This window comes from Sphingobium sp. GW456-12-10-14-TSB1 (assembly GCF_059424385.1).
This window is the reverse complement of the sequence record NZ_JBWKZI010000001.1, coordinates 2,311,703-2,337,952: the sequence shown is the minus strand read 5'-3', so window position 1 is coordinate 2,337,952 and position 26,250 is coordinate 2,311,703. Positions and strand designations below refer to the sequence as shown.

Genomic DNA, 26,250 nt, shown 5'->3' with positions numbered 1-26,250 from the left:
GGTGGCATGAGCGACGATATTGCCGACATGACCCTCGATGAAATCCGCGTCCTGCTGGCGCCCGTACTGGCGCGCCATGCGGCCTTTGACGGGTGGCGCAAGGAAGCGGTCGCCATGGCTGCGGCGGAAAAGGGCGTGGACGCGGATATTGCCGCGCTGGCCTTTGCCGACGGCCCGGTCGACATGATCGACGCCTGGTTCGCTAGCATCGACGCGCGGATGCTGGACGCTTTGCCAGCCGACACGCTTGACGCGCTGTCGATCCGGCGCAGGATCATCGCGCTGGTGGAGGCGCGGCTGGACCTGCTGGCGCCCGACCGCGAAGCGTTGCGCCGCGCCATCGCCATCCTTGCCCTGCCGACCAATGCGGCGCGCGCGACCCGGCTGGGCTGGCGCGCGGCCGATGTCATGTGGCGCGCGGCGGGCGACACTGCCACGGACCTTGCCCATTATACCAAGCGGATGACGTTGGCCGGAGTCTATGCCGCCACGCTGTTGGTGTTCGTGGACGACGAAAGCGAGGCCCATGCCGACAGCCGCGCTTTCCTGGCCCGGCGGATCGAAGGCGTGATGCGGTTCGAAAAGCTGAAGGCGCAGGTCAAGGGCGTGGGTGGGGGCGAGCGGCTCAGCCTGGCGCGCTTCATCGGGCGACTGCGCTACCCGGCGGTGTGATCTGTCGCGCTGGCGAACATTTCCTTCTGGCCTTTCCTAATCGGTATTGATAGTCACTCGCAGCAACCGACCTGTGAGTATCCATTCCGTGCGTCTGACCGAACTGCCTCTGCGCCAGCCCGCCTATGTTGACCTGATCGACTGGTCCGCGCTTTCCGCGTCAGAAGGCCAGCGTCTGCGCGAGTTTGGCCTGTGCGAAGGCGCGAGCGTGGAGGCGCTGCACCATGGCGGCCTGTGGGGCAAGGGGCCGATCGCCTGCAAGGTGGGTCGCATGACCATCGCCATGCGTCGCAATCACGCCGCCGCCGTCACTGTCCGCACCGGACCGGACGCTGCGCCATGAGCGCGCTGCCGCTCGTCGCGCTGGTCGGCAACCCCAATGCGGGCAAAAGCGCGCTGTTCAACGCCCTTACCGGCGCGCGGCAGAAGCTGGGCAATTATCCGGGCGTCACGGTGGAGCGCAAGGCGGGGCGGCTGGCGCTGGCTGATGGTCGTCCGGTCGAACTGGTCGACCTGCCCGGTACATACAGTTTGAACGCCGCCAGCCCGGACGAACAAGTCACGCGCGACGTCGTGATGGGGCGGCAGGCGGGGGAAAGGCAGCCGGACGCGCTGGTGATCGTGGTCGATGCGTCCAACCTCGACAATCATCTGCGTTTCGCGCTGGAGCTGATCGCCCTTGGCCTGCCGACCATCGTCGCGCTCAACATGGTGGACCTTGCCACGCGCGACGGGCTGGAACTGGACGCTGCCGTCCTGTCGCGCGAACTGGGCGTGCCGGTGATCGCCACCGTGGCGGTGCGCAAGCGGGGGCTTGATCATCTGCGTGAGGAACTGGCTGGCTTGCTGGGCAGCGTCGTGCCCGAAGCCAAAGCGCCGCTGCCGGAGCGCGATTTCGATGCGGTGCGCGATGAGGCACGGCGGATCGCCCGCGCCGCCATCGTGCGCGAAACCCCTTCGCGCCGTCTGACCGCTGCGGTCGATCGGGTGGCGCTGCACCCGGTATTTGGGCTGTTGCTGTTGCTTGGCCTGCTGTTCGTCATGTTCCAGGCGGTCTATGCTTGGTCCGAAGCGCCGATCGCCATGATCGAGGGGCTGGCGGAGGCCGCCGCCAACAGCGTGCGCGATGCGCTGCCCGACGGAATGCTGCGGTCCTTCCTGGTCGATGGCGTCATCAACGGCGTGGGATCGGTGGTGGTGTTCCTGCCGCAGATCCTGATCCTGTTCTTTTTCATCCTGATGCTGGAGGCGACCGGCTATATGGTCCGCGCCGCTTTCCTGATGGATGGGCTGATGGCCAGGGTCGGCCTGTCGGGGCGCGCGTTCATTCCTTTGCTCTCCTCCTTCGCCTGCGCCATTCCCGGCATCATGGCGACGCGGACGATCGCTGATCCCAAGGACCGCCTCACTACCATCCTGATCGCGCCGCTGATGACCTGTTCGGCGCGACTGCCGGTCTATGCCGTCATCATCGGCGCCTTCATCCCCGCGCGCGACATATTGCCGGGTGTGGGGCTTCAGGGGTTCGTCCTTTTCTGCCTCTATATCTCTGGCATTATCGGCGCGATGCTGGTGGCGCTGATCCTGCGCATGACCGTGACCAAGGGGGCGAGCGGCGGCTTCCTGATGGAAATGCCCAAATATCAGTGGCCCCGGCCGCAGGACATAGTGCTGGGCCTGTGGCAGCGCGCGGTCATCTTCCTGAAGCGCGCGGGCACGATCATCTTCACGTCCACCGTGATATTGTGGGTGCTGCTGTCCTACCCCAAGCCGCCCGAAGGCAGCGCGGTGAGCCAGGTCGATTATTCGATTGCCGGGCGGATCGCCGGCGGGCTCAATGTCATTTTGGAGCCGATCGGCTTCAACCGCGACATTTCCCTCGCCCTCATCCCGGCGATGGCCGCGCGCGAAGTCGCGGTGTCGGCGCTGGCCACCGTCTATTCGATCGATGCTGGCGATGACGAGGCGCTGCTGGAGCGCAGCCTTGGCGACCGGCTGAAGGACCAGTGGCCGCTCCCGACCGCGCTGGCCTTCCTGGCCTGGTTCATCTTCGCGCCGCAATGCATATCGACCATCGCCGTGACGCGGCGGGAAACGAACGGCTGGAAATGGCCGCTGTTCATGGTCGGATACCTGTTCGTGCTGGCTTATGTCGCCGCGGGCCTGACCTACTGGACCGCGACCGCAGCAGGACTATAAGGGCCGCTTTAAGGCTTTCGGAGGAATCATGGCAGGCTCGGTCAACAAGGTCATTCTGGTCGGCAATCTGGGCGCCGACCCGGAGGTCAAGAGCTTCCAGAATGGCGGCAAGATATGCAATTTGCGCATCGCTACGTCCGAAAACTGGAAGGATCGCAACACCGGCGAGCGCAAGGAGCGCACCGAATGGCACAGCGTCGTGATCGGCGGCGAAGGGCTGGTCGGCGTGGCCGAACGCTTCCTGCGCAAAGGCTCCAAAATCTATATCGAAGGCCAGCTGCGCACCCGCAAATGGCAGGACCAGAACGGCAATGACCGCTATTCGACCGAAGTGATGGTGCAGGGGCCAGGGGCCGTGCTCACCATGCTGGATGGCGCGCCCGGTGGTGGCGGCCAGGGCGGTGGTGGCCGATCGCAGCAGGGCGTCAGCGATTGGGGCGCGTCGTCGGGCGGCTATGACGATTTTGGCGGTGGCAATAGTGGCGGCGGCTTTGGCGGTCGCTCGTCGAGCGGCGGTCGCGGCAGCGCAGGCAGCCCCAATTTCGACAATGATCTGGACGATGAAGTTCCGTTCTGACCGGCCTCTGTCCGCAAGAAAGAATCCAGTCCAATGCAGGTTCTTTTGACCGGATCTTCAGGATGGCTGGGGCGCTTTCTGGCGCCCCTGCTGCGCAGGGCGGGCCATGATGTCACTGGCCTGGACGTTGCGCCCGGTGCCGATACCGACATCGTCGGGTCGGTTGCCGATCGCGCCCTGATCGACCGGGTCTTTGCCGAACGCGGCATCGAGGCGGTGATTCACGGTGCCGCGCTGCACAAGCCGGACATCATCCGCTATCCGGCCCAGCGCTTTGTCGATGTCAATGTAACCGGTACGCTCAACCTGCTGGAGGCAGCGGTTGCAGCTGGGCATGATCGTTTCGTCATGACCTCCACCACGTCGCTGATGATCGACCAGCGCATCCGCGACGAAGCCGGGGACGCGGCGATCTGGCTGGATGAAAGTGCCGGGCCGCTGGCGCCGCGCAACATCTACGGTGTGACCAAGCTGGCGGCGGAGGGGCTGTGCCGCATCCACCACCTGACACATGGCATCGGCTGCGTCATCCTGCGTACCGGGCGATTCTTTCCCGAAGATGATGACACCCATCAACTGCTGTCCGGCCCGAACATGAAGGCCAACGAACTGCTGCATCGCCGCCTGACGGTGGAGGACGCGGCACGCGCGCATCTGGTGGCGCTGGAACAGGCACCGGCCCTGAGCTGCGAAACATTCATCCTGTCCGCGCCGACGCCCTTTTCACGCGACGAGGTGCGGGGGTTGAAGCAGGACGCGTCCGCGGTCATTGCCCGCCATTTTCCCGATGCGGCCAGCCTCTATGCCCGACAGGGCTGGCACCTGCCGCGAAGCATCGGCCGTGTCTATGACGCCAGCCGCGCCGAACGGATCATGGGCTTTCGCTGCGAAACGGATTTCGGGTCTGTGCTGGCGGCGCTGCGCGAAGGGACCGATATGCCCTTCGCGCATGACGCCAACTATGTATCGCCGCAGGTACAGTCCTTAGCGGACTGATTTCGACATTCGCATGCCACCCGGCATCCAACGATGTCGAACGTCAGAACAGGACGACTAAGCCGCCGTCGCCACGCTGTCGATGCCCAGTTCCTGCGTCGCAAACGCCCGGATATGATCGCGCAGATCTTCGCGCTCCAGCGCCAGTGCCAGATTGGCCTCGACATAGCCGGCCTTTGACCCGCAATCGAAGCGGCGGCCGTCAAATGTCACGCCATGGAAAGGCTGCTTGCCAATCATCGCGGCCATCGCGTCGGTCAGCTGGATTTCCCCGCCAGCGCCCTTTTCCTGCGTTTCCAATATCTTCATGACATCGGGTTGCAGGATATAGCGGCCCGGCAGGATCAGGTTGGACGGTGCGGTCCCGGCGGCGGGCTTTTCGACCAGCCCCTTCACCTCCGTCAGCACGCCATCACGCGCGCCCGGATCGATCACGCCATAGCTGGGCGTCTGCTCCATCGGGATTTCCAGCGCGCAGACCAGATTGCCGCCGACCTTTTCATAGGCGTCGACCATCTGCTTCATGCAACCATTGCCCGGCGCGCCCTTCATGAATTCGTCGGGCAGCAGGATGGCAAACGGTTCGTCACCGATAATGTCGCGCGCGCACCAGATGGCATGGCCAAGGCCCAGCGATTCCTGCTGGCGCAGGAACACCGCATTGCCCGGCGCGAGCCGCGTTCCTTCCAGCGCGGACAGATCCTTGCCGCGTTCGCGCTGCAAGGTTTCGCATTCGAAGGCCATGTCGAAATAATCTTCGATCGCGCCCTTGCCGCGCCCGGTGACGAAGATCATCTGCTCGATCCCGGCCTCGCGCGCCTCATCCACGGCATATTGGAGCAGCGGGCGGTCGACCACCGGCAGCAATTCCTTGGGCACCGCCTTGGTCGCGGGCAAAAAGCGCGTGCCCAGTCCCGCGACAGGAAAAACAGCTTTGCGAATCGGCTTGTTCAAGTTGGACTCCCCTTAACCCCAAGGCCCCCACGGCCCGACATGATTTGCCGCACATGCGAAAAAGGTCAAGCACAGGGGCGGAATTTCCCGTGTGCGCTGCACCCTATACTGCCAGCAGCCGGTTAGCGATCGTTTCCAGATCGCTTATTTCGTGATCTAATTGCTCAAATGTGACGAATTGGTGGATATTGCGATGGTCGCGGCAAATAAAGCCGCCAGGCTCCGGCTGGTGAAAGCCCTGGATGATGAGCGCGCGGAACCTGTCGATCCGCTGGATGTCGCGTTCGATGGCGGCGATTTCGGTCAGCGCGCTGGCGTTGCGCCGGTCGCGCATCGCCACCATCGTGCGCAATTCGGTCATCAGCTTGGCCATGGACGGGCGGGTGCGCGCGCCCACGGTGCGAACGTCGCCCATCTTTTCGCGCATCAGACCGATCTTGGTTTCCAGGCTTTGTTCCAGCATCGTCCAGGCGCATACCAGTCGCCCGACCGCGCATAGCAGCGCCGCATCCTCCGGCGCGTAATCCGACACTGTTTTTCCACTCACGTCTGCAACCAAATGTACGCCCACGCCCCATTCTCCTTGTTCATCCCTGTCCTGCGCAGACGGAGACGGATAGGCCAGAGCGGCAGGCGCCATCGCTCGTGGCGGTGGCACGGAACATCGGAAATTGTGCAATATTGGCGGCGAGCCGATTGGCCTATCGCTTAGAAATCAATCGCTAAGCCTTTGCGTTCCCAATCGCCGTAGCGAACCGGGCTTAACTCTTCCTGAGGCTGAGGCGGGCTGTCGATCGGGTCCGGCTGCGGCACGGGCGGGCTTTTGGACAGGTGGGCGGGCGGCTGCACATGCGCGGGGCGCTTGCCATTATAGTGTCCCATGAAGCCGCCTTTCGATTGCGGAGCGCTACGGCAGCGCCCTGTGCCAGCCTTCATTTGGGCGACCGCCGATCCAAGCGCAAGGGCGGGGTGGCATGGCGAACCTATCTTATCCGTCCAAAATCGCCTAGGCGCTGCCCCATGGCTCAATCTTCCCGCCCCGCTGACGTCCCCGGCCTGCCTGCGCGTCGTTCCGCCCTCAAACTGCTAGATGCCGTGTTGCGGCGCGGTGACCCGCTGGAAATCGCGCTGCATGGCGCCTGTCAGGGGCTGGCCGACCGCGCGGACCGGGCGCTGGTCCATGCCATCACTGCGGAAGTGCTGCGCCACCTGCCCGATCTCGACGCGCTGATCGACGGCGCGACACGGCTGCCGCTGCCCGATGATGCCAAGGCGCGCATGGTGCTGCGCATCGCACTGGTGCAGGTGCTGGTGCTGGGTACCGCCCCGCACGCCGCGATCGCCACGGCGCTGCCGCTGGTCGATGGCGGGCCGCGCAAGCTGGTCCATGGCGTGTTCGGCACGGTGACGCGCAGCGCGCCGGTGCTGCCCGATCCGCCGACCCTGCCCGCCGCCGTCGCGGATCGCTGGGCCGCCCAATGGGGCAGTGCGATGGTGGAGGCGGCTGCGCGCGCCTATGCTATCCGTCCGCCTGTGGACGTCAGCCTGCGCGATCCGGCCGCCACCGCCGAATGGACCGCGCAACTGGGCGGCGTCAGCCTGGCCCCCGGCCATGTCCGCCTGCCCGACGGGGCCAATATTCCCGATCTGCCTGGCTTTGCCGATGGCGCGTGGTGGGTGCAGGATGTTGCTGCATCCTGCCCGGCACGTCTGTTGGGTGCCGGGGAAGGGCGTCATGTGCTGGACCTGTGCGCAGCCCCCGGCGGCAAGACGATGCAGCTGGCGGCGGCCGGATGGCGCGTGACCGCGATCGACCAGTCGAAAAAGCGGCTGGAGCGGCTGACCGAAAACCTGACCCGCACCGGCCTGTCCGCCGATGTCGTGCAGGCAGATCTGCGCCAGTGGCAGCCGGACCAGCCGGTCGACGCCATATTGCTCGACGCGCCCTGCACCGCGACGGGCATCTATCGCCGTCATCCTGACGTGCTGCACCGTATCGGCCCGCGTCAGATTGCCGAGCTGGCGGAGTTGCAGGGCGCGTTGCTCGCTCGCGCCGCCGACTGGCTGAAGCCTGGCGGCGTGCTGCTCTACGCCACCTGCTCGCTGGAACAGGCGGAAGGGGAGGAACAGATCACCCGATTGCTGGCCGCCCGCCCGGACTTTGCGCTTGTGCCGGCGCAGGCTGGCGAATTGCCCGACGGCATGACCCCCACGTCGCAAGGCTGGCTGCGCACGCTGCCCGACACATTGGCGACCCAGGGCGGCGCGGACGGATTTTTTATCGCGCGCCTTGCAAAAGCAACGAACTAAGCCTTAACCATGGAGCGCTTAGGATGACCATTCCCTGTCTGGAAGGTGCGCCGTGCGTCCGATCGAACCCTTGCCTTTGCACCATAGCTGGCCGCTCTACGACCTGCACGAACATCTCGCCCCGGTGATGCTGGACCCATCGCTGGCGCGCAACGATGCGGCGCTGGCGGAACGGGGGCTGGGCCTGTGGCATTGCGACCTGACCGATGACAGCCTGACCTGGACGGCCGGCGTCTATGATATTTTCGGGCTGGAGCGGCATATTCCCGTGCCACGCGCCCTGTCCGTATCGCTTTATGCCCCGGATTCGCGCGAAGCCATGGAGCGGCTGCGCACCTATGCCATCCGTCACAAGCGCGGCTTCACCCTGGATGTCGACATTCATCAGGCCGACGGGATGGGGGAGTGCGCCATGCGGTTGATCGCCGCGCCGGTACTGGACGATGCGCAGGAGGTGATCGGCCTGCACGGCGTCAAACAGATGCTGCCGCACGGGACCACCCCTTCGCACCGGCTCGATCCAACGATTTTCGTTATGTTATAGCGGCTTGGGCGCGTTCCTTGCGCCCCATCCAAATCACCCGTTGCCCTTGGACCGAGGCATAGCTAAGGCGAACGGTTAATGACACCCTCGATCCTGATCTCGCCCTCCATCCTCTCTGCCGACTTCGCCCGTCTGGGCGAGGAAGTCCGCGCGATTGACGAAGCGGGCTGCGACTGGGTCCATATCGACGTGATGGATGGGCATTTCGTGCCGAACATCACGATCGGCCCGGCAGTGGTCAAGGCGTTGCGGCCGCACACGAAAAAGACGTTCGACGTCCATCTGATGATTTCCCCGGTCGATCAGTATCTCGACGCTTTTGCGCAGGCGGGCGCGGACATATTGACCGTCCATCCCGAAGCGGGGCCGCACATCCACCGCTCGATCCAATATATCAAGTCGCTGGGCGTTCAGGCTGGCGTGGTGCTGAACCCCGGCACGCCCGCCAAGATGCTGGATTATCTGATCGACGATGTCGACCTGATCCTGGTCATGAGCGTCAATCCCGGTTTTGGCGGTCAGAGCTTCATCGAAAGCCAGCTGCGCAAGATCGAAGCCTGTCGCAAGATGATCGACAAGAGCGGGCGCGACATACGGTTGCAGGTCGATGGCGGCATTGATTTCACCACCGCGCCCAAGGCGATCGCCGCCGGGGCCGACGTGCTGGTCGCGGGCACTGCGACATTCCGAGGCGGGCCATCGGCCTATGCCGACAATATACGGAAGCTGCGGGGCGGGTGAACGAGGTCCGGCGCATGTCCGCCCGCAAGGTGCCCGAACCCGCCGCTCCGGAAAGCAGCGACGACGGCATCGAACAGGGCAAGCGCCTCATCCGCGTCGCGGATGACAAGGGGCTGTCGCTGGCGCAGAAGATCGCCAATCATTTCTATCTGCTCAGCTGGAAAACGCCGATCCACGGCCGCAAGCTGCGCGGCAAATATCCGCTCAAGCTGCTTGCGGTTCCCGATGACGAATTGCCCGGTGACACGCGCGCGGGGCAGGCGATCCGCGCGGGCTATTTCCTGTTTCGCGGCAAGAAGCAGATTATCGACACGCTCGATTTCGCGCGGCTGGACCTAGATCCCGCCTTTGCCGACTATCTGCACAGTTTCCGCTGGCTGCGCGATCTGGCGAGCGTCGCCAGTCGCGAACAGGCAGCGCCGATCGCCGAAAGCGTCATGCGCAAATGGCTGGCCGTGCATGCCGAAACGCCCAGCGAACAGGCCTGGCGGGCGGACAATGCGGGCTGGCGGCTCTTTTTCTGGACCGCCCATGCGCCGCTGATCCTCTCGTCGAGCGATCTGGTCTATCGTTCGCTGGTCCTCAACTGCATCGCCCGCACCGCGCGGCATCTGGACCGTATCGCCGACAAGGCGCCCATGGGCCTGCCGCGCATCGTCGGCTGGAGCGCGATCGTCGCCGCTTCCATGCTGATGCCTGGCGGCGCGGCGCGCAAATTGTTCGGCGAAGCGGGCCTGAAGCGCGCGATCGACAGCGGATTCTACCCCGATGGCGGCATCGTTTCCCGGTCACCGCTGGCGCAGGTAGAGGCGGTCATGGCGCTGTCCATGCTGCGCGCGGTCTATGACGTACGGCGCGAAACGGCTCCCGGCTTCCTCAATGACGGGCTGAACCGCATCGTCCCCGCCTTGCTGGGCCTGACCCATGGCGATGGCGGCCTTGGCAACTGGCAGGGCGCGGGCGCGATCGATCCTGCGATCGTCAATGCTGTGATCGCGGCCAGTCGGGTGCGCGCCCGGCCGCTGCGACAGGCGCGCGACTGGGGTTATCAGCGGATCGCGGCGGGCGTGAGCGTGGTCCAGATCGACGCCGCGCCGCCGCCGGTCGCGCGGCTGGCCGATGCAGGCTGCGCCTCGACCGGCGCGATCGAGATCAGCGATGGACCCCATCGCCTGGTCGTCAATTGCGGCGGCGCGGGACTTGAGGGGGCATGGATACCCCGCGATCTGGCGCAGGGGCTGCGCACGACCGCCGCGCACAGCACACTGGTGCTGGACGATTGCAACAGCACCGCGCTGATGCCCGACGGCACGCTGGGGCGCGGCGTTACCGAAGTGGAACTGAACCGGCAGGAACTGGACAATGGCAGCCGGGTCGACCTGTCCCATGACGGCTATGTCCGCCGCATCGGCTATGTCCACCGCCGCCTGCTGCTCGTCAGCGGCGATGGCAAGGAAATCCGCGGCGAAGATATGCTGACCCCGGCGCAGCGTCGTCGCAAACCCGCCAAACTCCCGGCCGTTTTGCGCTTTCACCTGGCGCCGGGCGTCGAACCGACGCTGACCGCGGACAATCAGGGCGCGCTGCTGCGCATCGACATGGGCGCGTTGTGGCAGTTCCGCACCGGCACCGGCATATTGACCGTCGAGGACAGCCTGTGGGTCGATGGCGACGGCAGGCCGCACCCAACCAAGCAGATGGTGGTGACCAGCGAGGCGCTGCCCGGCGGGTCGAGCATCGGGTGGCTGTTCAAGCGGGTTGGGTGAGGATGGCCGTGCGTAACGGAAACGGCTCATTTGATCTGTTTCTCAAGCGGTATCTGATCGTCACTGGAACCCTCTCGGCCATCATACTGGTTGCACCATGGATTCTGATTTTCGGTTTCATGCTGATGGTCCTTCCCGGCGTTTTTCTAGTAGTCATGCCAACAGCGTTTCTGTGGGGCGCGATGTTGGCCGCCTTCTACTGGGCGGGCGGCTTCCTGCTGTCTCCATTGCGGGCGGCGATGCTGGCGATCGTGGTCACGGCCGGGCTTGTCTGGGCCATCCCGCAGCCCTCCATCAGCGCGGGCAGGCGACTAGCGGCGGACCATCAACTGACGAATGTGAAGCCGGCCGGACCGATAAAGCCCTTCGGCGATATCCGCATGGAATTCGGCATCCCCGATTTCGGTCGTGGTCCTTTCAGTTGCGACAGTCGCTGTGTCGCCCTCCTGTTCGAGGATTCAGTGCATAGCGTCACTGTCAACAGTAGCAGCGGCCTGTCGTTCGAAGATATCCAGCGTGGCGCCGCCCCCTTGTCTCATCTTGCGCAGACCTATCGGCTCAAACCATTGAGTGAATGCCCGGCAAGCCCACCCGTCGATCGCAACTTGAGATCGCCATTTGGCGAAACAGAACAGGACAGATGGAAGCTGGGTCGCTTGCATGAGGAACATCTCGCAAACGACGTGTGTCTTGTCGCGGAACCGCCGCTGACTGATTATGATCTGCTTCTGCGGGAGGGCCGATGGGGGCGGGGAGAGGGAGCGGGGAAGCTTCCTTGGCTCCTATCCCGCAATCGCATTCATCTGGCCTATGTCGAAATCCGGGACCGTTCGCATCGCCCGCTGTTTCGGGTCGCAGATACGGCCGTGGAGATGCCTATCCCCGTGCTGACCATTCTGCCCAATATGGGGTATGGTTTTGATTATGACTGGGGATGGGGCCGGTATTGGATGCCCCGAGAGCTAATAAGCTGTCTCGACTGTTCCTTGGAGAAGATCGACGCGATGCTCCAAGTCCGGCGCAAGTGGGATTGACGGCAGGGCTGTATTTTTCCGCCATCTGCCCTTAAGGGACCGGCGCAAACTCGTCCTGCAACCAGAAAGCCTTTCCTCATGACCGACTATCCCATCAAGCGCGCCCTGTTGTCCGTGTCGGACAAGGCTGGCCTTATCGAATTGGGGCAGGCGCTGGGGAAGCATGGGGTGGAGCTGGTGTCGACCGGCGGCACGGCCAAGGCGTTGCGCGATGCGGGCCTGACCGTCATGGATATTTCCGACCTGACCGGCTTCCCTGAAATGATGGATGGCCGGGTCAAGACGCTGCATCCCAAGGTGCATGGCGGGCTGCTGGCCGTGCGGACCAACCCGGAACATGTTGCGTCGATGGACGAGCATCAGATTGGTGCGATCGATCTGGTCGTGGTCAATCTCTATCCCTTCGCCGCGACCGTCGCCAAGGGGGCGGAGCGCGAGGAGATTATCGAGAATATCGATATTGGCGGGCCGTCCATGGTGCGCTCTGCGGCCAAGAATCATGAGAGCGTGGCGATCGTCACCGACCCGGCCGATTATGCCCGGCTGATCGCGGAAATGGATGAGAAGGGCGGGGCGACCAGCTACGACTTCCGCCGGATGCTGGCGGCCAAGGCCTATGCGGCGACCGCCGCCTATGATTCGATGATCGCCAGCTGGTTCGCCTTTGCCGATCAGGGCGTGACCTTCCCCGAAACGCTGGCCGTTGCCAGCACGCTTGGCACTACGCTGCGCTACGGCGAAAACCCGCATCAGTCCGCCGCCCTCTATCTGCCCACTGGTCCGTCGGCCAACGGCATTGCCCAGGCGAAGCAGATTCAGGGCAAGGAACTGTCCTACAACAATTACAACGATGCTGACGCCGCGCTGGAGCTGGTCAGCGAATTTCGCGACGGCCCGCCGACCGTGGTGATCGTCAAGCATGCCAACCCGTGCGGCGTGGCGACCGGCGCGACCCTGATCGAGGCCTATGAGGCTGCGCTCGCGTGCGACAGCGTGTCGGCCTTTGGCGGCATCATCGCCGTCAACCGCCCGCTCGACGGCCCGACTGCCGAAGCGATCAGCGGTATCTTCACCGAAGTCGTCGCCGCGCCCGACGCCGATGACGCGGCGCGCGCCATCTTTGCCAAGAAGAAGAATCTGCGCCTGCTGCTGACCGGCGACCTGCCCGATCCCGCGCGCCCCGGCCTCCAGCTCAAGACGATCGCGGGCGGGGTGCTGGTACAGAGTCGCGACAATGGCCGGATCAGCCGTGACGTGCTGAAAGTCGTGACGAAGCGCGAACCGACCGAACAGGAACTGGCCGACTGCCTCTTCGCCTGGACCGTCGCCAAGCATGTGAAGTCCAACGCCATCGTCTATGCCAAGGGTGGTAGCACTGCCGGTGTCGGCGCAGGTCAGATGAACCGGCTGGAATCCGCGCGCATTGCTGCGTGGAAAGCCAAGGATGCGGCTGAAAAGGCAGGCTGGAGCGAACCGCGCACCATAGGTTCGGCGGTCGCATCCGACGCCTTCTTCCCCTTCGCTGATGGCCTGCTGGCTGCGGTCGAAGCGGGGGCCACTGCGGTAATCCAGCCCGGCGGATCGATCCGCGACGATGAAGTCATCGCCGCCGCTGACGAAGCGGGCCTTGCCATGGTCTTTACCGGGATGCGTCACTTCCGGCACTGATGCTGGTTCAGCCGTACCGACGGCCAATGCGCAAATTGATCTGCGCGTGCGAAACAAATCCTTTCGCACGCGCAAAATAACGGTTTTCCGCCACTTTTTGCCAATTGGCCTCTTTTCATTTTATCCGGGCAGGCCTATTTAGGCGTGGACCCGGTGCCCAAGTCAGGTGTTGGGCAAAGAACAGAAAAATGTTCGACAGGAGAAACAGGATGACTGCAAAGACGCTGGTGGCGCTGGCCGCCACGATGGCCCTTGCGCTGCCCGGCGTGGCGAGTGCGGGCAATGACAATATGGATGTGATCGTCGATGGCCGTGCGGGTACGGAAACCCGCTCGATTGCCGTTTCGGTCGCTGACCTGAACCTGGCCAGCACCGCCGGTCTGCGCCGCGCCGACTATCGCGTCACCCGCGCCGCCAAGCAGGTCTGCGGTTTCGTCAATGGCTCGATCATTCCCGTGACCCAGGATTATCGCAATTGCTTTGGCGAGGCACTGACCGGCGCTCGCAGCGATCTTAACGCCATGGCCCAGCGCCAGGGCTGATCATCTGCCCGGTTCCCCTCACGAAGGGGACTGCAGGGGGCCGTTCCGCATCGCGGGGCGGCCCTTTCTGTTGTTGCCCGATGGCGCGTTTGCTGCCTGATCCTTACCGCGCATTAACCACTCCTTAGAATATTTCCTTCACTCCCAGGATCACGAATGACCATCCGGGGGAATTGCCTGTCATGCCGCGTATCGACCAAAGCGTGGACGTCGCCATCATCGGCGCAGGCCCGGCGGGCCTGACCGCGGCCTATCTGCTGACCAAGCAGGGTTATAGCGTCACGGTGATCGAAAAAGACCCGGTCTATGTCGGCGGCATCAGCCGGACAGTCGAACTGGACGGTTTCCGCTTCGATATTGGCGGCCACCGCTTTTTTTCGAAATCGCAGCAGGTCGTGGACCTGTGGAACGAGATATTGCCCGACGACTTCATCCAGCGCCCGCGGATGAGCCGCATCTATTATGAAGGCAAATTCTACAGTTACCCGCTGCGCGCGTTCGAGGCACTGTGGAATCTGGGCGTCTGGCGCTCGACGCTGTGCATGGCGAGCTTTGCCAAGGCGAAGCTGCTGCCCAACCGCAATGTCCGCTCCTTTCAGGACTGGACCGTCAATGCGTTCGGGCACAAGCTTTTCTCGATCTTCTTCAAGACTTACACCGAGAAGGTGTGGGGGATGCCGTGCGATGAAATGTCGGCGGACTGGGCAGCGCAGCGGATCAAGGGCCTGTCGCTCTGGGGCGCGGTCACCGACGGCCTGAAACGCTCGCTCGGCCTCAACAAGAAGCCCAATGACGGCATGGCGACCAAGACGCTGCTGGAAACATTCCGCTATCCCCGCCTTGGCCCCGGCATGATGTGGGAAAAGGCGCGCGATCATGTGGTCGATGGCGGCAATCAGGTGTTGATGGCGCACAGCTTCAAAAGGCTGGAGCAGGACCAGGGTACCGATCGCTGGCGGTTGGTGGCGCAGGGGCCGGAGGGTGAGGTCATCATAAATGCCGCGCATGTCATTTCGTCCGCGCCCATGCGCGAACTGGCCGGGCGCATCCATCCGCTGCCTGCTACCCTGCCTGAGGCGATGGACCTTAAATATCGCGATTTCCTGACCGTGGCGCTGATGGTCAAGGGGAATGATATTTTCCCCGACAACTGGATTTATATCCACGACAGCAAGGTGCAGGTCGGGCGTATCCAGAATTTCCGCAGCTGGTCGCCGGAGATGGTGCCGGACCCGACACTCGCCTGTGTGGGGCTGGAATATTTCTGCTTTGAAGGGGACGGCCTGTGGGCTTCGTCCGACGCTGATCTGGTCGCGCTGGCGACGAAGGAGATGGCGCAACTGGGCCTGTGCAACCCCGGCGATGTCGTGGGCGGCGCGGTGGTGCGGCAGGAAAAGGCCTATCCGGTCTATAACGACGCCTATGCCGCCAATGTGCAGGCGCTGCGCACCGAACTGGAAGCGCGCTATCCCACGTTGCACATGGTCGGTCGCAACGGCATGCACCGCTATAATAATCAGGACCATGCGATGATGACGGCGATGCTGACCGTGCGCAACATCGTTGCGGGCGCACGCATCCATGACGTCTGGTCGGTCAATGAAGATGCCGAATATCATGAGGCCGGGGAAGAAGGTCAGGACGCCGACGCGCAGGCTGCGCTTGCCAGCACCCGCGCCGTCCCGTCGCGCCTGAAGGCTGCCTGATCCGGTGCGCATGTTGGTGGCGCTGGTTTCGCGTCTGATGTTTGCCCGCTATCTGCTGGCCAGCATCTGCGCGCTGTCGAGCGACATGGCGCTTTTCCTGATGCTCGACCATGTCGGCGCCGCCCCCATGCTGGCGGCGTTTGGCGGTTATGCCGTCGGTCTGATTGTCCACTGGACCATCAGCATCCGTTTCGTGTTCGATACCGGCACCGGCCCGACCCACGCGCAGCGCGCCGGGTTCGTGGCGAGCGCCCTGCTGGGGATGGGCATTACCCTTTCCATGGTCGGCGGGCTAAGCCTGATCGGCGTTGCTCCGACGATCGCTAAATTGTTGTCCGTGCCGGTCAGCTTCCTCACCGTTTATGCGATCCGCAAATATGGCGTCTTTGCCCGCGCCTGACGGAAAGCGGGCGGCGCTGCTTGCGCTGCTTGCCTGGCTGCTGTGCAGCGCGGCTATGCTGTGGCTGTTCCGGGGCGATTTCGCCACGCTTGGCTTTCGCGATCCCGATGACGCCATGCGTCTGGTGCAGGTCCGCGACTGGATAGGCGGGCAGGCCTTCTGGGATGTCAGCCAGCATCGCGTGAACCCGCCCATAGGCGGGCCGATGCACTGGTCGCGGATCGTCGATATGCCAATCGCGGCGCTGATCCTGCTGCTGCGCCCGTTGCTGGGCATGGCGACGGCGGAACTGGTCGCCTGCGCCGTCGTGCCGCTGCTGCTGCTGGGCGGGCTGACCGCCGCGCTGTTCGTCGCCACGCGCCGGATTGCCGGGACGATCGTGGCGTTGCTGGCCATCGTCCTGCTGCTGACCGCCCCGTCGATCCTGGTCCAGTTCACGCCGCTCAGAATCGACCATCATGGCTGGCAGATCATGGCCGCCGCGCTGGCACTGGGCGGCGCGATGGACTCGCGCCCGGTGCGCGGGGGCATCGTTGCGGGGCTGGCACTGGCGCTCTGGCTCCAGATTTCGAGCGAAGGCCTGCCCTATGCGGCGCTGTTCGCTGCGCTGTTTGCCCTGCGCCACTGGATCGACCGGGCCGAAACGCCGCGCTTCGTCGGCTTCACTGTCGCACTGGGCGCAGCGGCGCTGATCCCGCTCATCTTGTTGCGTGGGCCATCTGCCGTACTGGCGCGCCAGTGCGACGCGCTCTCCTTCGTCTATGTCTGGCCCTTGGTCGCTCTGGCGGTTGCGACGCCTGCCGCCGCAAGATTGATCGGCCCGTCCACCGCGCTACGCCGCTGCCTGATCGGCGCGATCGGGGGCGGCGCGGCGCTGGCGACCTTCCTGCTGACCGGCGGGGCGTGCCTGTCGGGTGATCCCTTCGCGGCGTTGGGACCGCTGGCCTATAAGCTCTGGTATTTGCAGGTCATGGAGGGGCGGCCGATCTGGGAACAGAGCCGGTTGATGGTGGGCGTCATCCTGCTTCCCTCGCTATTCGGCCTGATTGCCACGCTATTGGCGGCGCGCGCGGCCAGCGGCCCGGTGCGGATGCGCTGGCTGACAATGGTGCTGCTGCTGGCCGGGGCGATGCTGGTCGCGATCATGGTCATGCGGGCCGTGTCCGTGGCGCATCTGTTCGCCCTGCCCGGCACCGCCTGGCTGCTGTTCGCCCTGTTCCGCCGGGTGCAGGCGTCCGCCAGCGCGATGGTGCGGATAGCCGGTTCGGTCGCACTCGTGCTGCTGACTCCGGCTGGTCTCTGCGCGCTGTGGGTGGCGTTGGCCGCAAAGCCCGAATCGGCCCGAGATGCCAGCGCCAATTGCCGCGCGGCCACGGTGCTGGCCCCGCTGCGCACCCTGGCGCCCACGACCCTGTTCGCGCCGATCGACCTTGGCCCCGACATTCTCGTCCAGACCCGCCATAGCGTCATCGGCACTGCCCATCACCGCAATGCAGCGGGGATTACAGCGGTGATCGAAGGCTTTGTCGATGCGCCGGACCAGGCAAGAACAGTGATCGGCGCAACCAGCGCGCGCTATGTCGTGACCTGTGACGGCCTAAACGAATATCGCCTCTATGGCCAAGCCAATGGCAAGGGTTTGGCGGCGATGCTGGCACGCGGCACGATACCGCCATGGCTGGAGCCTCTGCCGACCAAAGGCCCGCTGAAAATCTACCGGATCAGGCCGCCACGAAGCTGAGCGCGACGCCGTTCATGCAATAGCGCAGGCCCGTGGGCTTTGGCCCGTCGTCGAACACATGGCCCAGATGCCCGCCGCAGCGCGCGCAATGAACCTCGGTCCGGGGATAGCCCAGTGCGAAATCGCGACTGGTGCCCACCGCCTTGGGCAGTGGGGCGTAGAAGCTGGGCCAGCCAGTGCCACTGTCGAACTTGGTCTTGGAGCTGAACAATTTTTGTCCGCATCCAGCGCAGGCGAAAATGCCCGCGCGATGTTCCTTGTTGAGCGGGCTGGTGAAGGGATGCTCCGTCGCCTGCCTGCGCAACACATTATAGGCGAGCGGCGATAGCCGCTTGCGCCATTCCGCATCGCTCAGGGCATAAGGATAGGCGGCCTCCGCCGTGCCAAGGCCCAGCCGCCACCAGCCCAGCGCCATCGCGCCGGTCGCTATGCCGCCCAGGAAGAATCGCCGGTTCATGACGCCATTAAACATGGTTCAGCCTGTCGTGTTCCTGAACAGGCGTTTCCACCAGCTGCCGCCCGACTGCATGACATGGCGGCGGAACAGCAGCACGCCCACGCGGATGATCAGCGCCACGAACGCCGCCTGCCACAGCAGCGCCAGCAGATGCGGCCACAGCGCATCGGATTGCGCCGCGCGCGCGATCATCGCGAAGGGTGAACTGAACGGAAAGATCGTCGCCGCGACTTCCGCGGGCGATCCCATATGGTCGACGGCGTAATTGGCGAAAAAGAAGATCAGCATCTGCCCCATGGTCACCGGCATGTTCAGTGTCTGCACTTCGCGCACCGTAGCCGCCTGCGCGCCGATCCCCAGGAACAGCGATCCCAGCAGCGTATAGGCCATGGCGAAATAGAGGGTGGCAAGGATCAGGAATATCGGCCAGCCCACCGCGGGGGCTGGCAGGCTGGACCCGCCCCCATGCAGCGCCAGGAAGATCGCGAAAGCGGTGCCGCCCCAAAAGGCGATGCCGACAAAGCTCATCGCCAGCATCGCCATCAGCTTGCCGAGGAAAATCGCGTCTATCGGTACGGCGGCCGCCAATATCTCTATGATCTTGTTCGTCTTTTCCTCAACCAGATTGGACAGGATCATTCCCGCCAGCAGGATCGTCAGGAAAAACATCACCACCTGCGCCACGCGGCCGATCAGCAACCGCGCCTGCGCCTGCGCGCCAAGGCTCTTGGCGACTTCCTGCCGCTCCACCTGCACGAGCCGCAGCGTATGTTCCGCTTGCGCCGCGCTGGCGATCAGGCTCATATCGCCCTGCAACTTGTCGAGATCTTCCGCTTTGCCGGTCAGGATCGGGTGCGCGACCGATCCGGAAAGGATCGCCACCACCGCCGAATCAGGGCGCGCCAACTGCTCGCGCGGTGCCGGGGTCAGCGGCACGCGCCGCAGCCTGACCAGCGCCTGATCCCCCATCCGTTCGGTCAGACGGGCATGGGCGCGCTCCAGCTTCGCGGCCTCCCCTGCTGGCATGGCGATGCCCACCAGCGGGCGCAGGTCTGTGCTGGCAATCTTCTCGCCCAGGCCGCCAAGGGCCATGCCGATCAGAATGGGCAGCAACGGGCCGAGCAGAAACAGGATGAAGGTGCGCGACAGCACGACGGCGGTGAAGTCCCGCCGGGCGATGACCAGCGCGGCGCGCAGCATCTCTCTCATGCGTCCTGCTCCCGTGCCTGCGCTTCTTCCATCTGGCGCGCGGTCGCGGCACCGGCGATGGCGACGAAGGCGTCGTGCAGGCCCGGCCGTTCGATCGACAGGCTTTCAATTCCCGCCTGCCCATCCAGCAGTGCGCGTAACAGCGGCTCGATCCCGTCATCCGGCAGGGCGAAATGCCATGCGCCATCCTCCACGACGGTATCGGTGGGCAGCGCGCGCCGCCACGCCCCGTCGCTGGCTTTGGTGCGCAGCCGCACCTGCGGGCGTAGCCGATCGCGCGCGTCAGCCACTGTCCCCTCGAACCGGATGCGTCCGCCCGCGACGATGGCGATCCGTTCGCACAGCCGTTCGGCATGGGCGATGACATGGGTGGAAAAGAGGATGGTGACGCCTCGACGCGCCTGCTCACGGATCAGCGCCTCCAGCTTCTCCTGATTGATCGCATCCAGCCCGGAAAAAGGCTCGTCCAGCAGGATCAGCCGGGGTTCGTGGATGATCGTCCCGAACAATTGCACCGTCTGCGCCATGCCCTTGGACAGTTGGCGGATCGGCTTGTCGATCGCGCCGCCCATGCCATGCCCCTCCAGCATCGCCCGCGCCCGTTCGCGGCCCTGCTTCAGCGGCAACCCGCGCAGCGCGCCCATGAAGGCGATCGCCTCAAACGCCTTCATCGACGGATAAAGCCCGCGCTCTTCCGGCAGATAGCCGACCTGCCGCGCCATCCGCAGCGGGGCGGGGTCGCCCAGCAGCGACCGCGTGCCCTCGTCCGGGTCGATGATGCCCAGCAGGGTGCGCAGCAGCGTCGTCTTGCCCGCGCCATTTGGCCCCAGCACGCCATAGATGGACCCGGCAGGCACGGCGATGTCGACGCCGTCGACCGCGCGGAAACTGCCGAATGTCTTGACAAGGCCATGGCCTTCGAGCGCATAGCGGAGGGGCGGGGCCGGAGTGTCGCCGTTCATCCGCTCCTGATAGTGTCCCCCCATGCCAACGCAAATGGAAAGCTTGGAAACCCGTCTGAAGGTGCAGGCCGCGTCGCTGGGCTTTGCCGCCTGTGCCATCGCGCCTGCGGACGTGGCGCCGCAGGCCGGCAAGCGGCTGGGCGAATGGCTGGATGCGGGCCATCATGGCGACATGCTGTGGATGGAGGAGCGTGCGGGACAACGTGGATCGCCGCGCGGCCTGTGGCCGGACGTGCGCAGCGTCGTCATGCTGGGGATGAGCTATGCGCCGGGGCGCGATCCGCTGGCGCTGGCGGACGTGCCGGACCGCGCGCGCATATCCGTCTATGCGCAGGGCAAGGACTATCATGATGTCGTCAAAAAGGGTCTGAAAAGCCTGGCCCGCTGGCTGGTGGATCAGCAACCCGGCGCGCTCAAGGTGTTCGTCGATACAGCGCCAGTCATGGAAAAGCCGCTGGCGCAGGGGGCGGGGTTGGGCTGGCAGGGCAAGCATAGCAATCTGGTCAGCCGCCAGCATGGCAGCTGGCTGTTTCTGGGGGCGATCTACACCGAAATCGCGCTGGAACCCGACGCGCCGGAGGTCGACCATTGCGGCAGTTGCACCGCCTGCCAGACGGCCTGCCCGACCGATGCCTTCCCATCCCCCTATGTCGTCGATGCCCGCCGCTGCATTTCCTATCTGACGATCGAACATAAGGGGCCGATCCCGCACGAACTGCGCGAAGGCATAGGCAACCGCATCTATGGTTGCGACGATTGCCTGGCGGTCTGTCCCTGGAACAAATTTGCCGATCAGGCGGCGGCGAACAAGGCGTTCGTGGGCCGCGCCGAACTCGCCGCGCCTGCCCTTGCCGACCTGCTCGCGCTGGACGATGCCGCGTTTCGCGAAATCTTCTCCGGCTCCCCCATCAAGCGCATCGGCCGCAATCGCATGGTGCGCAATGCGGCGATCGCGGCGGGCAATAGCGGCGACGCGCGCTTGCTCGGCCGGTTGCAGGTGCTGGCGGGCGATGACGATCCGGTGGTCGCGGAAGCGGCGACCTGGGCGATCGGGCGGCTGTCAGTCTAGCGCGCCCGCAATGCCGTCGCGCAGGCCGACGGATCGACATCCGTGCCAGCAGGCGAGCGCGCGTCCACATGGGTGACCACTGGCTCCTTGCCGCGCGCGGGGGCGTAGAGATAGGTGTCTAGGACGCAGCGGCCATTGGCAAATTGCAGCTTGCGCACCGTTGCCTCGCGAATGTCGAGCCGGGGCGTGCCGAACATCTGGGTCAGGGCGCGGGCGTCCGCGCCCATCAGCGGGCCGGGCTTGCCAAAGGCGCTGGCCGGGGGACCGGCGGGCGGGGGGGCGATGCCGGTCTGCGGCACCACGCTGCCAGCGCCGCAGGCGGCAAGCGGCAGCGACAGCAGCGCGATCAGGGTAAGGCGGGGGGCGTTCATACAGGCTTCCTTCTGACGCCGTGCAGCATGTGGACCGCCATAGCCGCGCTCCAGATCGGCGCAAGCAGGTTGACCAGCGGGACAAGGAACAGAAGCGCCGAAGCGAGCCCCAGAAGCCATCGGCTGCCGCGCGGGATCGGCGGATGGCCGGGATGGCGTGGTTCCACCATGTCGGCCAGATCGCGACCCAGCAGATAGGCGTTGAGCGCCAGAAACAGCCCGATCGTCCCCACGCCTGTCACCAGCAGCGCGATATAGGCAGGCAGCGCCAACAGGTTCCAGCCGATCGTCCGCGCGACCGAGGCCAGCGCATAGCGGATGCTGCGCGCCGGTCCGACCGGGCGCGCATGGGCCGCAGCGTCCGGGTAACTGTTGCTCTCGACGGCGACGACAATGTCGTCGGCGAACAGGCCCATCACCGCCATCGCAGTCGCGCGAAACAGCAGCCATCCTGCCGCGACGACGATCAGGGCGGTCGCCGCCGCCTCCGCCAGGCCGCCGCCGCCCCAGCCATAATGGAGGCGCAGCGCATGGAATCCTGCCCACAGCCCCACCGCCAGCAGGGCAAAGACCAGAAGCGTCAGCAACAATGTCTTGACCAGCAGCCGCCTGGCGGCGGCATGGAAGATCAGCGGGAAGGCGCGCAGCGCGGCGGTCAGGACCATCGCGTCCTTATCCTGCCTGTCGCGAGGCCCGTCAATCGCACGCTGTTGCATGGCGACACGCGCGCCGATAGAGACGGCACCCGGACATTCCCCGTACCATAAGGATATTGCGTGACCGCTTCCGCTTCAGTTTCGGCCCCGACGCTTGACGTCGTCGCCATCGGCAACGCCATTGTCGATGTTCTCGCACGCAGCGATGACGCCTTTCTGGCCGAACATGCGCTGACCAAGGGCGGGATGCAGCTGATCGACGCCGATATGGCCGAAGCGCTCTATGCCGACATGCCCCAGGCCAAGGAAATCAGCGGCGGATCAGCCGCCAACACGCTGGCGGGGCTTGCCGCGCTGGGCAAGACGTGCGGCTTTATCGGCCAGGTGAATGACGATCAGCTGGGCACGGTATTCGCCCATGACGTTCGCGCGCTCGGCATCCGGTTCGACACACCGGCGATGACTGGCGACGTGCCTACCGCCCGCTGCCTGATTCTGGTGACCCCCGACGCGCAGCGTACGATGAACACCTTTCTGGGCGCATCGCAATTTTTGCCCGAAGCCGCGCTCGACCTCGACATGATCCGGTCGGCCGGCATCCTTTATCTGGAAGGCTATTTGTGGGACCCGCAGCAGCCGCGCGCGGCGATGCGGGCGGCGATCGACGCGGCGCGCGGTGCGGGGCGCAAGGTCGCCTTCACCCTGTCCGACAATTTCGTCATCGACCGGCATCGCGCCGATTTTCTGGACCTGATCGATCATGGCCAGATCGACATCCTTTTTTCCAATGAAGGCGAAATCCAGTCGCTCGCGCAGATCGACGATTTCGACAAGGCCGTGGCGACGATGGCGGCCAAGGTGCCGGTGCTGGTGTCGACCCGCAGCGAAAATGGTGCGGTCGCGATCGTCGATGGCATGCGTTACGAGGCACCCGCCGCGCCGGTCGCGCAGATCATCGACACGACGGGCGCTGGCGATCTGTTCGCCGCCGGTTTCCTTGCCGCCCATATCGATGGCCGCAGCGTGGCCGATTGCCTGGCATTGGGTGCAGCGGCGGCGGCCGAAGTCATCTCCCACTGGGGCGCGCGACCGGAGGATGATCTGGGCGTGATCCGCGACAGGCTGTTCGCCTGATCAGTCCGCCTTGCGCTTGCGGAACAGGGTGCGGTCATCGGGGCCAAAGCCCCAGCGCCAGATGACCACGCCATAAGCGCCCAATATCGCCCAGACGCCGACGACCAGTTCGACCCATTCCAGGCGCGGCGGCAGGGCGACGAAGGCCGCGCCGACGATGCAGGCAACGCCTGCTGCGCTGAGCAATGGCCAGCGCCAGGCGTTGATCGGCGCATCGAGCAGTCGCGCGAGCAGCCGCGCCTTGACGAAGGCGCCGACCGCCAGCGCAAGGCACAGCGCCAGCGCCGGGGCGGCGGCGACCGCCATGACCGGGAGGCCAAGTCGACGGGCGAGCAGGATCAGCGCGAAGCTGAAAACGGCCTGACAGCCGATCATGCCGAGCGAGATCATCAAATTGCGGTGGCGCGCGATATAGACCAGCGCTGATTCGCTGACGACTGCGGTGGCGGCGATCACTTCGGCCAGCAGCAGGAAGGCCAGCGCCCCGGTGCCGCTGACGAAATGCGGGCCAACCAGCCCCATCACCGCTTCGCCGGGGATGCCGAGTGCCAGCGCAATTCCGGCCTGCGCGGCGATGATCCAGAACCCGACCTGGCTGACCTGCCGCGCGATCCCGGCCAGATTGCCCTCCGCCAGATTGCGGGTGATGACCGGGCCCAAAATCGGGTCGAAGCTGGTCTTGAGCTTCTGCGGCAGCGATGCGACCTGTTGCGCGACATAATAGATGCCGATGACCGCCGGGCTGACGAACAGGCCCAATATGGCCATGTCGAGCCGCCGCGATCCCCATTCCACCCCGTCGGCCGCCGCCAGCGGCAGGTTGCGCCGCGCCAGCCGCCATAGTCGGCCAGAATCAGGCCGCCAGCCCACAGGCAGGCCATAATGGCGCGCCATCGGAATGATGGAGGCGATGAAGGCGGCGATCATCGACACGGCGTAGGACAGGATCAGCCCGTCACGGGTCGAATAAAAGGCGAAGGCGAAGGCGCCGATGCTGATGGCCCAGGGTTCTATGATAGAGCGCGCCCGCACTGTCGCGCCAACGTCGAATTTATAGGCGCAGGCGGCCAGCGCCACGTCCGACCCGGCAACCGCGATGACGACCAGCGCCAGCAGCCGGTCGAGGCCGTTGATGCCGCTATTGGGGAACATGGCCTGCGGAAAGGCGACCAGCAGGCCAGCGCCCGCCAGCGCGGCGATCATCGTCACCAGCATTGCGTCGGTGACGACATGGGCGTGGGGCCGTTCGGTCTGGCTGAGCGCTCCCGCCAGCCCGCGTTTCAGCCCCAGCGTCGCGAGTTGCGCGACAAATTCCACCACCAGCACGGCATAGGCGAAGCGGCCCAGCGCTTCGGCGCCATAGACGCGACCGGCGATGAACAGGAAGGGCAGCCGCGCGGCCAGGCGAAGAAGGAAGCCGAACACATTGGTCCGCCCGCCCTTCGCCAAGGCGGCGATGTCATCCTCGTCCTTAGGCGCAGGATGCTGCCCGGCCAATCGATTCCCCTCTGTCGTCGCGTCTGTTGACCCAAATGTAGCCATGATGGTGCGGGCGCGCGATGGCTTATTCGGGCCGCAACGGGCGCGCGAGCAGCGCGTCGATCACGGTGCCGAGCGGCGCAGCGTCGGCCAGCAGGGCGCAGACCGCTTCGACCACCGGCATTTCGACCCCTGCCGCGCGCGCCGCATCGCGCAGCACCGGGGCGGTAAACGCGCCTTCGGCCACGGTACGGCGGTTGGACAGGAGTTCAGCGGCGCTACGCCCTTCGCCCAGCCCCTTGCCCAGCGAGAAGTTGCGCGAATTGGTGGAGGAACAGGTCAGCACCAGATCGCCCAGCCCCGATAGTCCGGCCAGCGTCTCCGCCCGCGCCCCGCGCGCCAGGCCAAAGCGCGTCATTTCGGCAAAGCCCCGGCTGATCAGCGCCGCGCGGGCGTTAAGGCCCAGACCCGCGCCGTCCGCCACGCCACAGGCGATCGCCAGCACATTCTTGACCGCGCCCCCGATTTCCGCGCCGGTGACGTCGTCGGACAGATAGGGCCGGAACGCCGGGCGGGCGATCCGCGCCGCCAGTTGCGCGCCCAGCACGGCATCGTCGCACGCCAATGTGATCGCGGTCGGCAACCCTTTGGCCACTTCATGGGCGAAGGTCGGGCCGGACAGGACGGCGATGGGCGATGTCGGCTGCACGGCGCGCGCCACTTCACCCATCAGCAGGCCGGAGCCGGCCTCGATCCCCTTGGAACACAGGACCAGCGGCACACCGGCTGGAGCCTGGCGGACGACATCGCGCAGATGTTGCGCCGGGCTGACCACCAGCACCATGTCGCAATCGCCCAGGTCGGCCATCGCGCCGGTCGCCCGGATCGACGGGGCTAGCTTGATACCGGGCAGATAGAGCGGATTTTCGTGCCCGCCATTGATCGCGTCGACCACTTCGGTCTCCAGCGCCCACAGCGTCACGGCCTGTCCGTCGGCGGCGAGCAGCTGCGCCAGCGCCGTGCCCCATGCGCCGGCTCCGATGACGCCCGCCTTCATGCCTTG

27 protein-coding genes are annotated in these 26,250 nt (G+C 65.2%); 17 read left to right on the top strand and 10 right to left on the bottom strand.

Going from position 1 to position 26,250, the window contains the following annotated elements; translation table 11 throughout:
• Window positions 1-6 precede the first annotated feature (6 nt).
• The 5 genes from AC07X9_RS11435 to AC07X9_RS11415 all read left to right on the top strand — a co-directional run bounded on the left by AC07X9_RS11435 (window position 7) and on the right by AC07X9_RS11415 (window position 4,444).
• The gene (locus tag AC07X9_RS11435; protein WP_019052247.1) at window positions 7-672 is read left to right on the top strand and encodes a COQ9 family protein; all 666 of its coding nucleotides are present in this window, start codon (window positions 7-9) and stop codon (window positions 670-672) included.
• A gap of 88 nt (window positions 673-760) precedes the next feature.
• Window positions 761-1,015, top strand: a complete 255-nt coding sequence (locus AC07X9_RS11430) for a FeoA family protein (RefSeq protein ID WP_017184313.1) — start codon at window positions 761-763, stop codon at window positions 1,013-1,015.
• Complete coding sequence (gene feoB, locus AC07X9_RS11425) at window positions 1,012-2,871, top strand: ferrous iron transporter B (protein ID WP_086485769.1); 1,860 nt, start codon at window positions 1,012-1,014, stop codon at window positions 2,869-2,871. The genes AC07X9_RS11430 and feoB overlap by 4 nt, the downstream gene beginning before the upstream one ends.
• 28 nt (window positions 2,872-2,899) lie before the next feature.
• The gene (ssb, locus tag AC07X9_RS11420) at window positions 2,900-3,448 is read left to right on the top strand and encodes a single-stranded DNA-binding protein (protein WP_017184311.1); all 549 of its coding nucleotides are present in this window, start codon (window positions 2,900-2,902) and stop codon (window positions 3,446-3,448) included.
• A gap of 33 nt (window positions 3,449-3,481) precedes the next feature.
• On the top strand, window positions 3,482-4,444 hold the full coding sequence (locus AC07X9_RS11415; protein ID WP_017184310.1) for an NAD-dependent epimerase/dehydratase family protein: 963 nt from the start codon (window positions 3,482-3,484) through the stop codon (window positions 4,442-4,444).
• Between the two features lie 57 nt (window positions 4,445-4,501).
• Here the strand turns inward: AC07X9_RS11415 and AC07X9_RS11410 are convergent, their stop codons facing one another.
• The 3 genes from AC07X9_RS11410 to AC07X9_RS11400 all read right to left on the bottom strand — a co-directional run bounded on the left by AC07X9_RS11410 (window position 4,502) and on the right by AC07X9_RS11400 (window position 6,280).
• A complete protein-coding gene (locus tag AC07X9_RS11410; RefSeq protein ID WP_017184309.1) occupies window positions 4,502-5,398 on the bottom strand; it encodes a UTP--glucose-1-phosphate uridylyltransferase in 897 nt (298 codons plus the stop codon).
• 103 nt (window positions 5,399-5,501) lie between these two features.
• Window positions 5,502-5,930 (bottom strand): hypothetical protein, encoded by a 429-nt coding sequence (locus AC07X9_RS11405; RefSeq protein ID WP_017184308.1) that lies wholly within the window; start codon window positions 5,928-5,930, stop codon window positions 5,502-5,504.
• 176 nt (window positions 5,931-6,106) lie between these two features.
• On the bottom strand, window positions 6,107-6,280 hold the full coding sequence (locus AC07X9_RS11400; protein ID WP_017184307.1) for a DUF1674 domain-containing protein: 174 nt from the start codon (window positions 6,278-6,280) through the stop codon (window positions 6,107-6,109).
• A 138-nt stretch (window positions 6,281-6,418) separates the two neighbouring features.
• Between AC07X9_RS11400 and AC07X9_RS11395 the strand changes: the two genes are divergently transcribed.
• The 10 genes from AC07X9_RS11395 to AC07X9_RS11350 all read left to right on the top strand — a co-directional run bounded on the left by AC07X9_RS11395 (window position 6,419) and on the right by AC07X9_RS11350 (window position 17,850).
• On the top strand, window positions 6,419-7,708 hold the full coding sequence (locus tag AC07X9_RS11395) for an RsmB/NOP family class I SAM-dependent RNA methyltransferase (protein ID WP_026002604.1): 1,290 nt from the start codon (window positions 6,419-6,421) through the stop codon (window positions 7,706-7,708).
• A gap of 52 nt (window positions 7,709-7,760) precedes the next feature.
• On the top strand, window positions 7,761-8,252 hold the full coding sequence (locus AC07X9_RS11390; protein WP_017184305.1) for a hypothetical protein: 492 nt from the start codon (window positions 7,761-7,763) through the stop codon (window positions 8,250-8,252).
• Between the two features lie 78 nt (window positions 8,253-8,330).
• Window positions 8,331-8,993, top strand: coding sequence for a ribulose-phosphate 3-epimerase (gene rpe, locus AC07X9_RS11385; RefSeq protein WP_017184304.1), 663 nt, complete (start codon window positions 8,331-8,333; stop codon window positions 8,991-8,993).
• Window positions 8,994-9,007: 14 nt separating this feature from the next.
• Window positions 9,008-10,759, top strand: coding sequence for a heparinase II/III family protein (locus AC07X9_RS11380; protein WP_017184303.1), 1,752 nt, complete (start codon window positions 9,008-9,010; stop codon window positions 10,757-10,759).
• Window positions 10,760-10,761: 2 nt separating this feature from the next.
• Window positions 10,762-11,793, top strand: coding sequence for a hypothetical protein (locus AC07X9_RS11375; protein WP_017184302.1), 1,032 nt, complete (start codon window positions 10,762-10,764; stop codon window positions 11,791-11,793).
• Between the two features lie 78 nt (window positions 11,794-11,871).
• Window positions 11,872-13,461: a bifunctional phosphoribosylaminoimidazolecarboxamide formyltransferase/IMP cyclohydrolase gene (gene purH / locus AC07X9_RS11370; RefSeq protein ID WP_017184301.1), complete on the top strand. Its 1,590-nt coding sequence runs from the start codon at window positions 11,872-11,874 to the stop codon at window positions 13,459-13,461.
• Between the two features lie 209 nt (window positions 13,462-13,670).
• Window positions 13,671-14,003, top strand: coding sequence for a UrcA family protein (locus tag AC07X9_RS11365; protein ID WP_017184300.1), 333 nt, complete (start codon window positions 13,671-13,673; stop codon window positions 14,001-14,003).
• A 182-nt stretch (window positions 14,004-14,185) separates the two neighbouring features.
• The gene (locus AC07X9_RS11360; protein WP_017184299.1) at window positions 14,186-15,709 is read left to right on the top strand and encodes an NAD(P)/FAD-dependent oxidoreductase; all 1,524 of its coding nucleotides are present in this window, start codon (window positions 14,186-14,188) and stop codon (window positions 15,707-15,709) included.
• 10 nt (window positions 15,710-15,719) lie between these two features.
• Window positions 15,720-16,109 (top strand): GtrA family protein, encoded by a 390-nt coding sequence (locus tag AC07X9_RS11355; RefSeq protein ID WP_017184298.1) that lies wholly within the window; start codon window positions 15,720-15,722, stop codon window positions 16,107-16,109.
• Window positions 16,087-17,850, top strand: coding sequence for a hypothetical protein (locus AC07X9_RS11350; RefSeq protein ID WP_017184297.1), 1,764 nt, complete (start codon window positions 16,087-16,089; stop codon window positions 17,848-17,850). Before AC07X9_RS11355 ends, AC07X9_RS11350 begins: the two co-directional genes overlap by 23 nt.
• On the opposite strand, the gene msrB is transcribed toward AC07X9_RS11350, so the two are convergent.
• From msrB to AC07X9_RS11335, 3 genes are read right to left on the bottom strand one after another with little or no spacing between them, the layout of a single operon-like run.
• The gene (gene msrB / locus AC07X9_RS11345) at window positions 17,831-18,307 is read right to left on the bottom strand and encodes a peptide-methionine (R)-S-oxide reductase MsrB (protein WP_017184296.1); all 477 of its coding nucleotides are present in this window, start codon (window positions 18,305-18,307) and stop codon (window positions 17,831-17,833) included. The genes AC07X9_RS11350 and msrB overlap by 20 nt on opposite strands.
• A gap of 18 nt (window positions 18,308-18,325) precedes the next feature.
• Window positions 18,326-19,516: an ABC transporter permease gene (locus AC07X9_RS11340; protein ID WP_026002602.1), complete on the bottom strand. Its 1,191-nt coding sequence runs from the start codon at window positions 19,514-19,516 to the stop codon at window positions 18,326-18,328.
• On the bottom strand, window positions 19,513-20,478 hold the full coding sequence (locus AC07X9_RS11335; RefSeq protein ID WP_017184294.1) for an ABC transporter ATP-binding protein: 966 nt from the start codon (window positions 20,476-20,478) through the stop codon (window positions 19,513-19,515). The genes AC07X9_RS11340 and AC07X9_RS11335 overlap by 4 nt, the downstream gene beginning before the upstream one ends.
• 34 nt (window positions 20,479-20,512) lie before the next feature.
• Here AC07X9_RS11335 and queG point away from each other — a divergent pair, with 34 nt between their 5' ends.
• Window positions 20,513-21,547 (top strand): tRNA epoxyqueuosine(34) reductase QueG, encoded by a 1,035-nt coding sequence (gene queG, locus AC07X9_RS11330; RefSeq protein ID WP_017184293.1) that lies wholly within the window; start codon window positions 20,513-20,515, stop codon window positions 21,545-21,547.
• Here the strand turns inward: queG and AC07X9_RS11325 are convergent.
• Both AC07X9_RS11325 and AC07X9_RS11320 read right to left on the bottom strand, forming a co-directional pair.
• Entirely contained in the window at window positions 21,544-21,918 is a 375-nt protein-coding gene (locus AC07X9_RS11325) for a hypothetical protein (protein ID WP_017184292.1), read from the bottom strand. The genes queG and AC07X9_RS11325 overlap by 4 nt on opposite strands.
• Window positions 21,915-22,583: an EI24 domain-containing protein gene (locus AC07X9_RS11320; protein ID WP_026002600.1), complete on the bottom strand. Its 669-nt coding sequence runs from the start codon at window positions 22,581-22,583 to the stop codon at window positions 21,915-21,917. The genes AC07X9_RS11325 and AC07X9_RS11320 overlap by 4 nt, the downstream gene beginning before the upstream one ends.
• A 111-nt stretch (window positions 22,584-22,694) precedes the next feature.
• On the opposite strand from AC07X9_RS11320, the gene AC07X9_RS11315 reads away from it, so the two are divergent.
• On the top strand, window positions 22,695-23,708 hold the full coding sequence (locus AC07X9_RS11315) for an adenosine kinase (protein ID WP_086485768.1): 1,014 nt from the start codon (window positions 22,695-22,697) through the stop codon (window positions 23,706-23,708).
• Here AC07X9_RS11315 and AC07X9_RS11310 read toward each other — a convergent pair whose 3' ends face one another.
• Both AC07X9_RS11310 and AC07X9_RS11305 read right to left on the bottom strand, forming a co-directional pair.
• Window positions 23,709-25,250 carry a lipopolysaccharide biosynthesis protein gene (locus tag AC07X9_RS11310; protein WP_370569440.1) on the bottom strand — a complete coding sequence of 514 codons (1,542 nt, stop codon included), beginning with the start codon at window positions 25,248-25,250 and terminating at the stop codon, window positions 23,709-23,711.
• Window positions 25,251-25,272: 22 nt separating this feature from the next.
• Window positions 25,273-26,244, bottom strand: a complete 972-nt coding sequence (locus AC07X9_RS11305) for an NAD(P)H-dependent glycerol-3-phosphate dehydrogenase (protein WP_026002599.1) — start codon at window positions 26,242-26,244, stop codon at window positions 25,273-25,275.
• Window positions 26,245-26,250 lie beyond the last annotated feature (6 nt).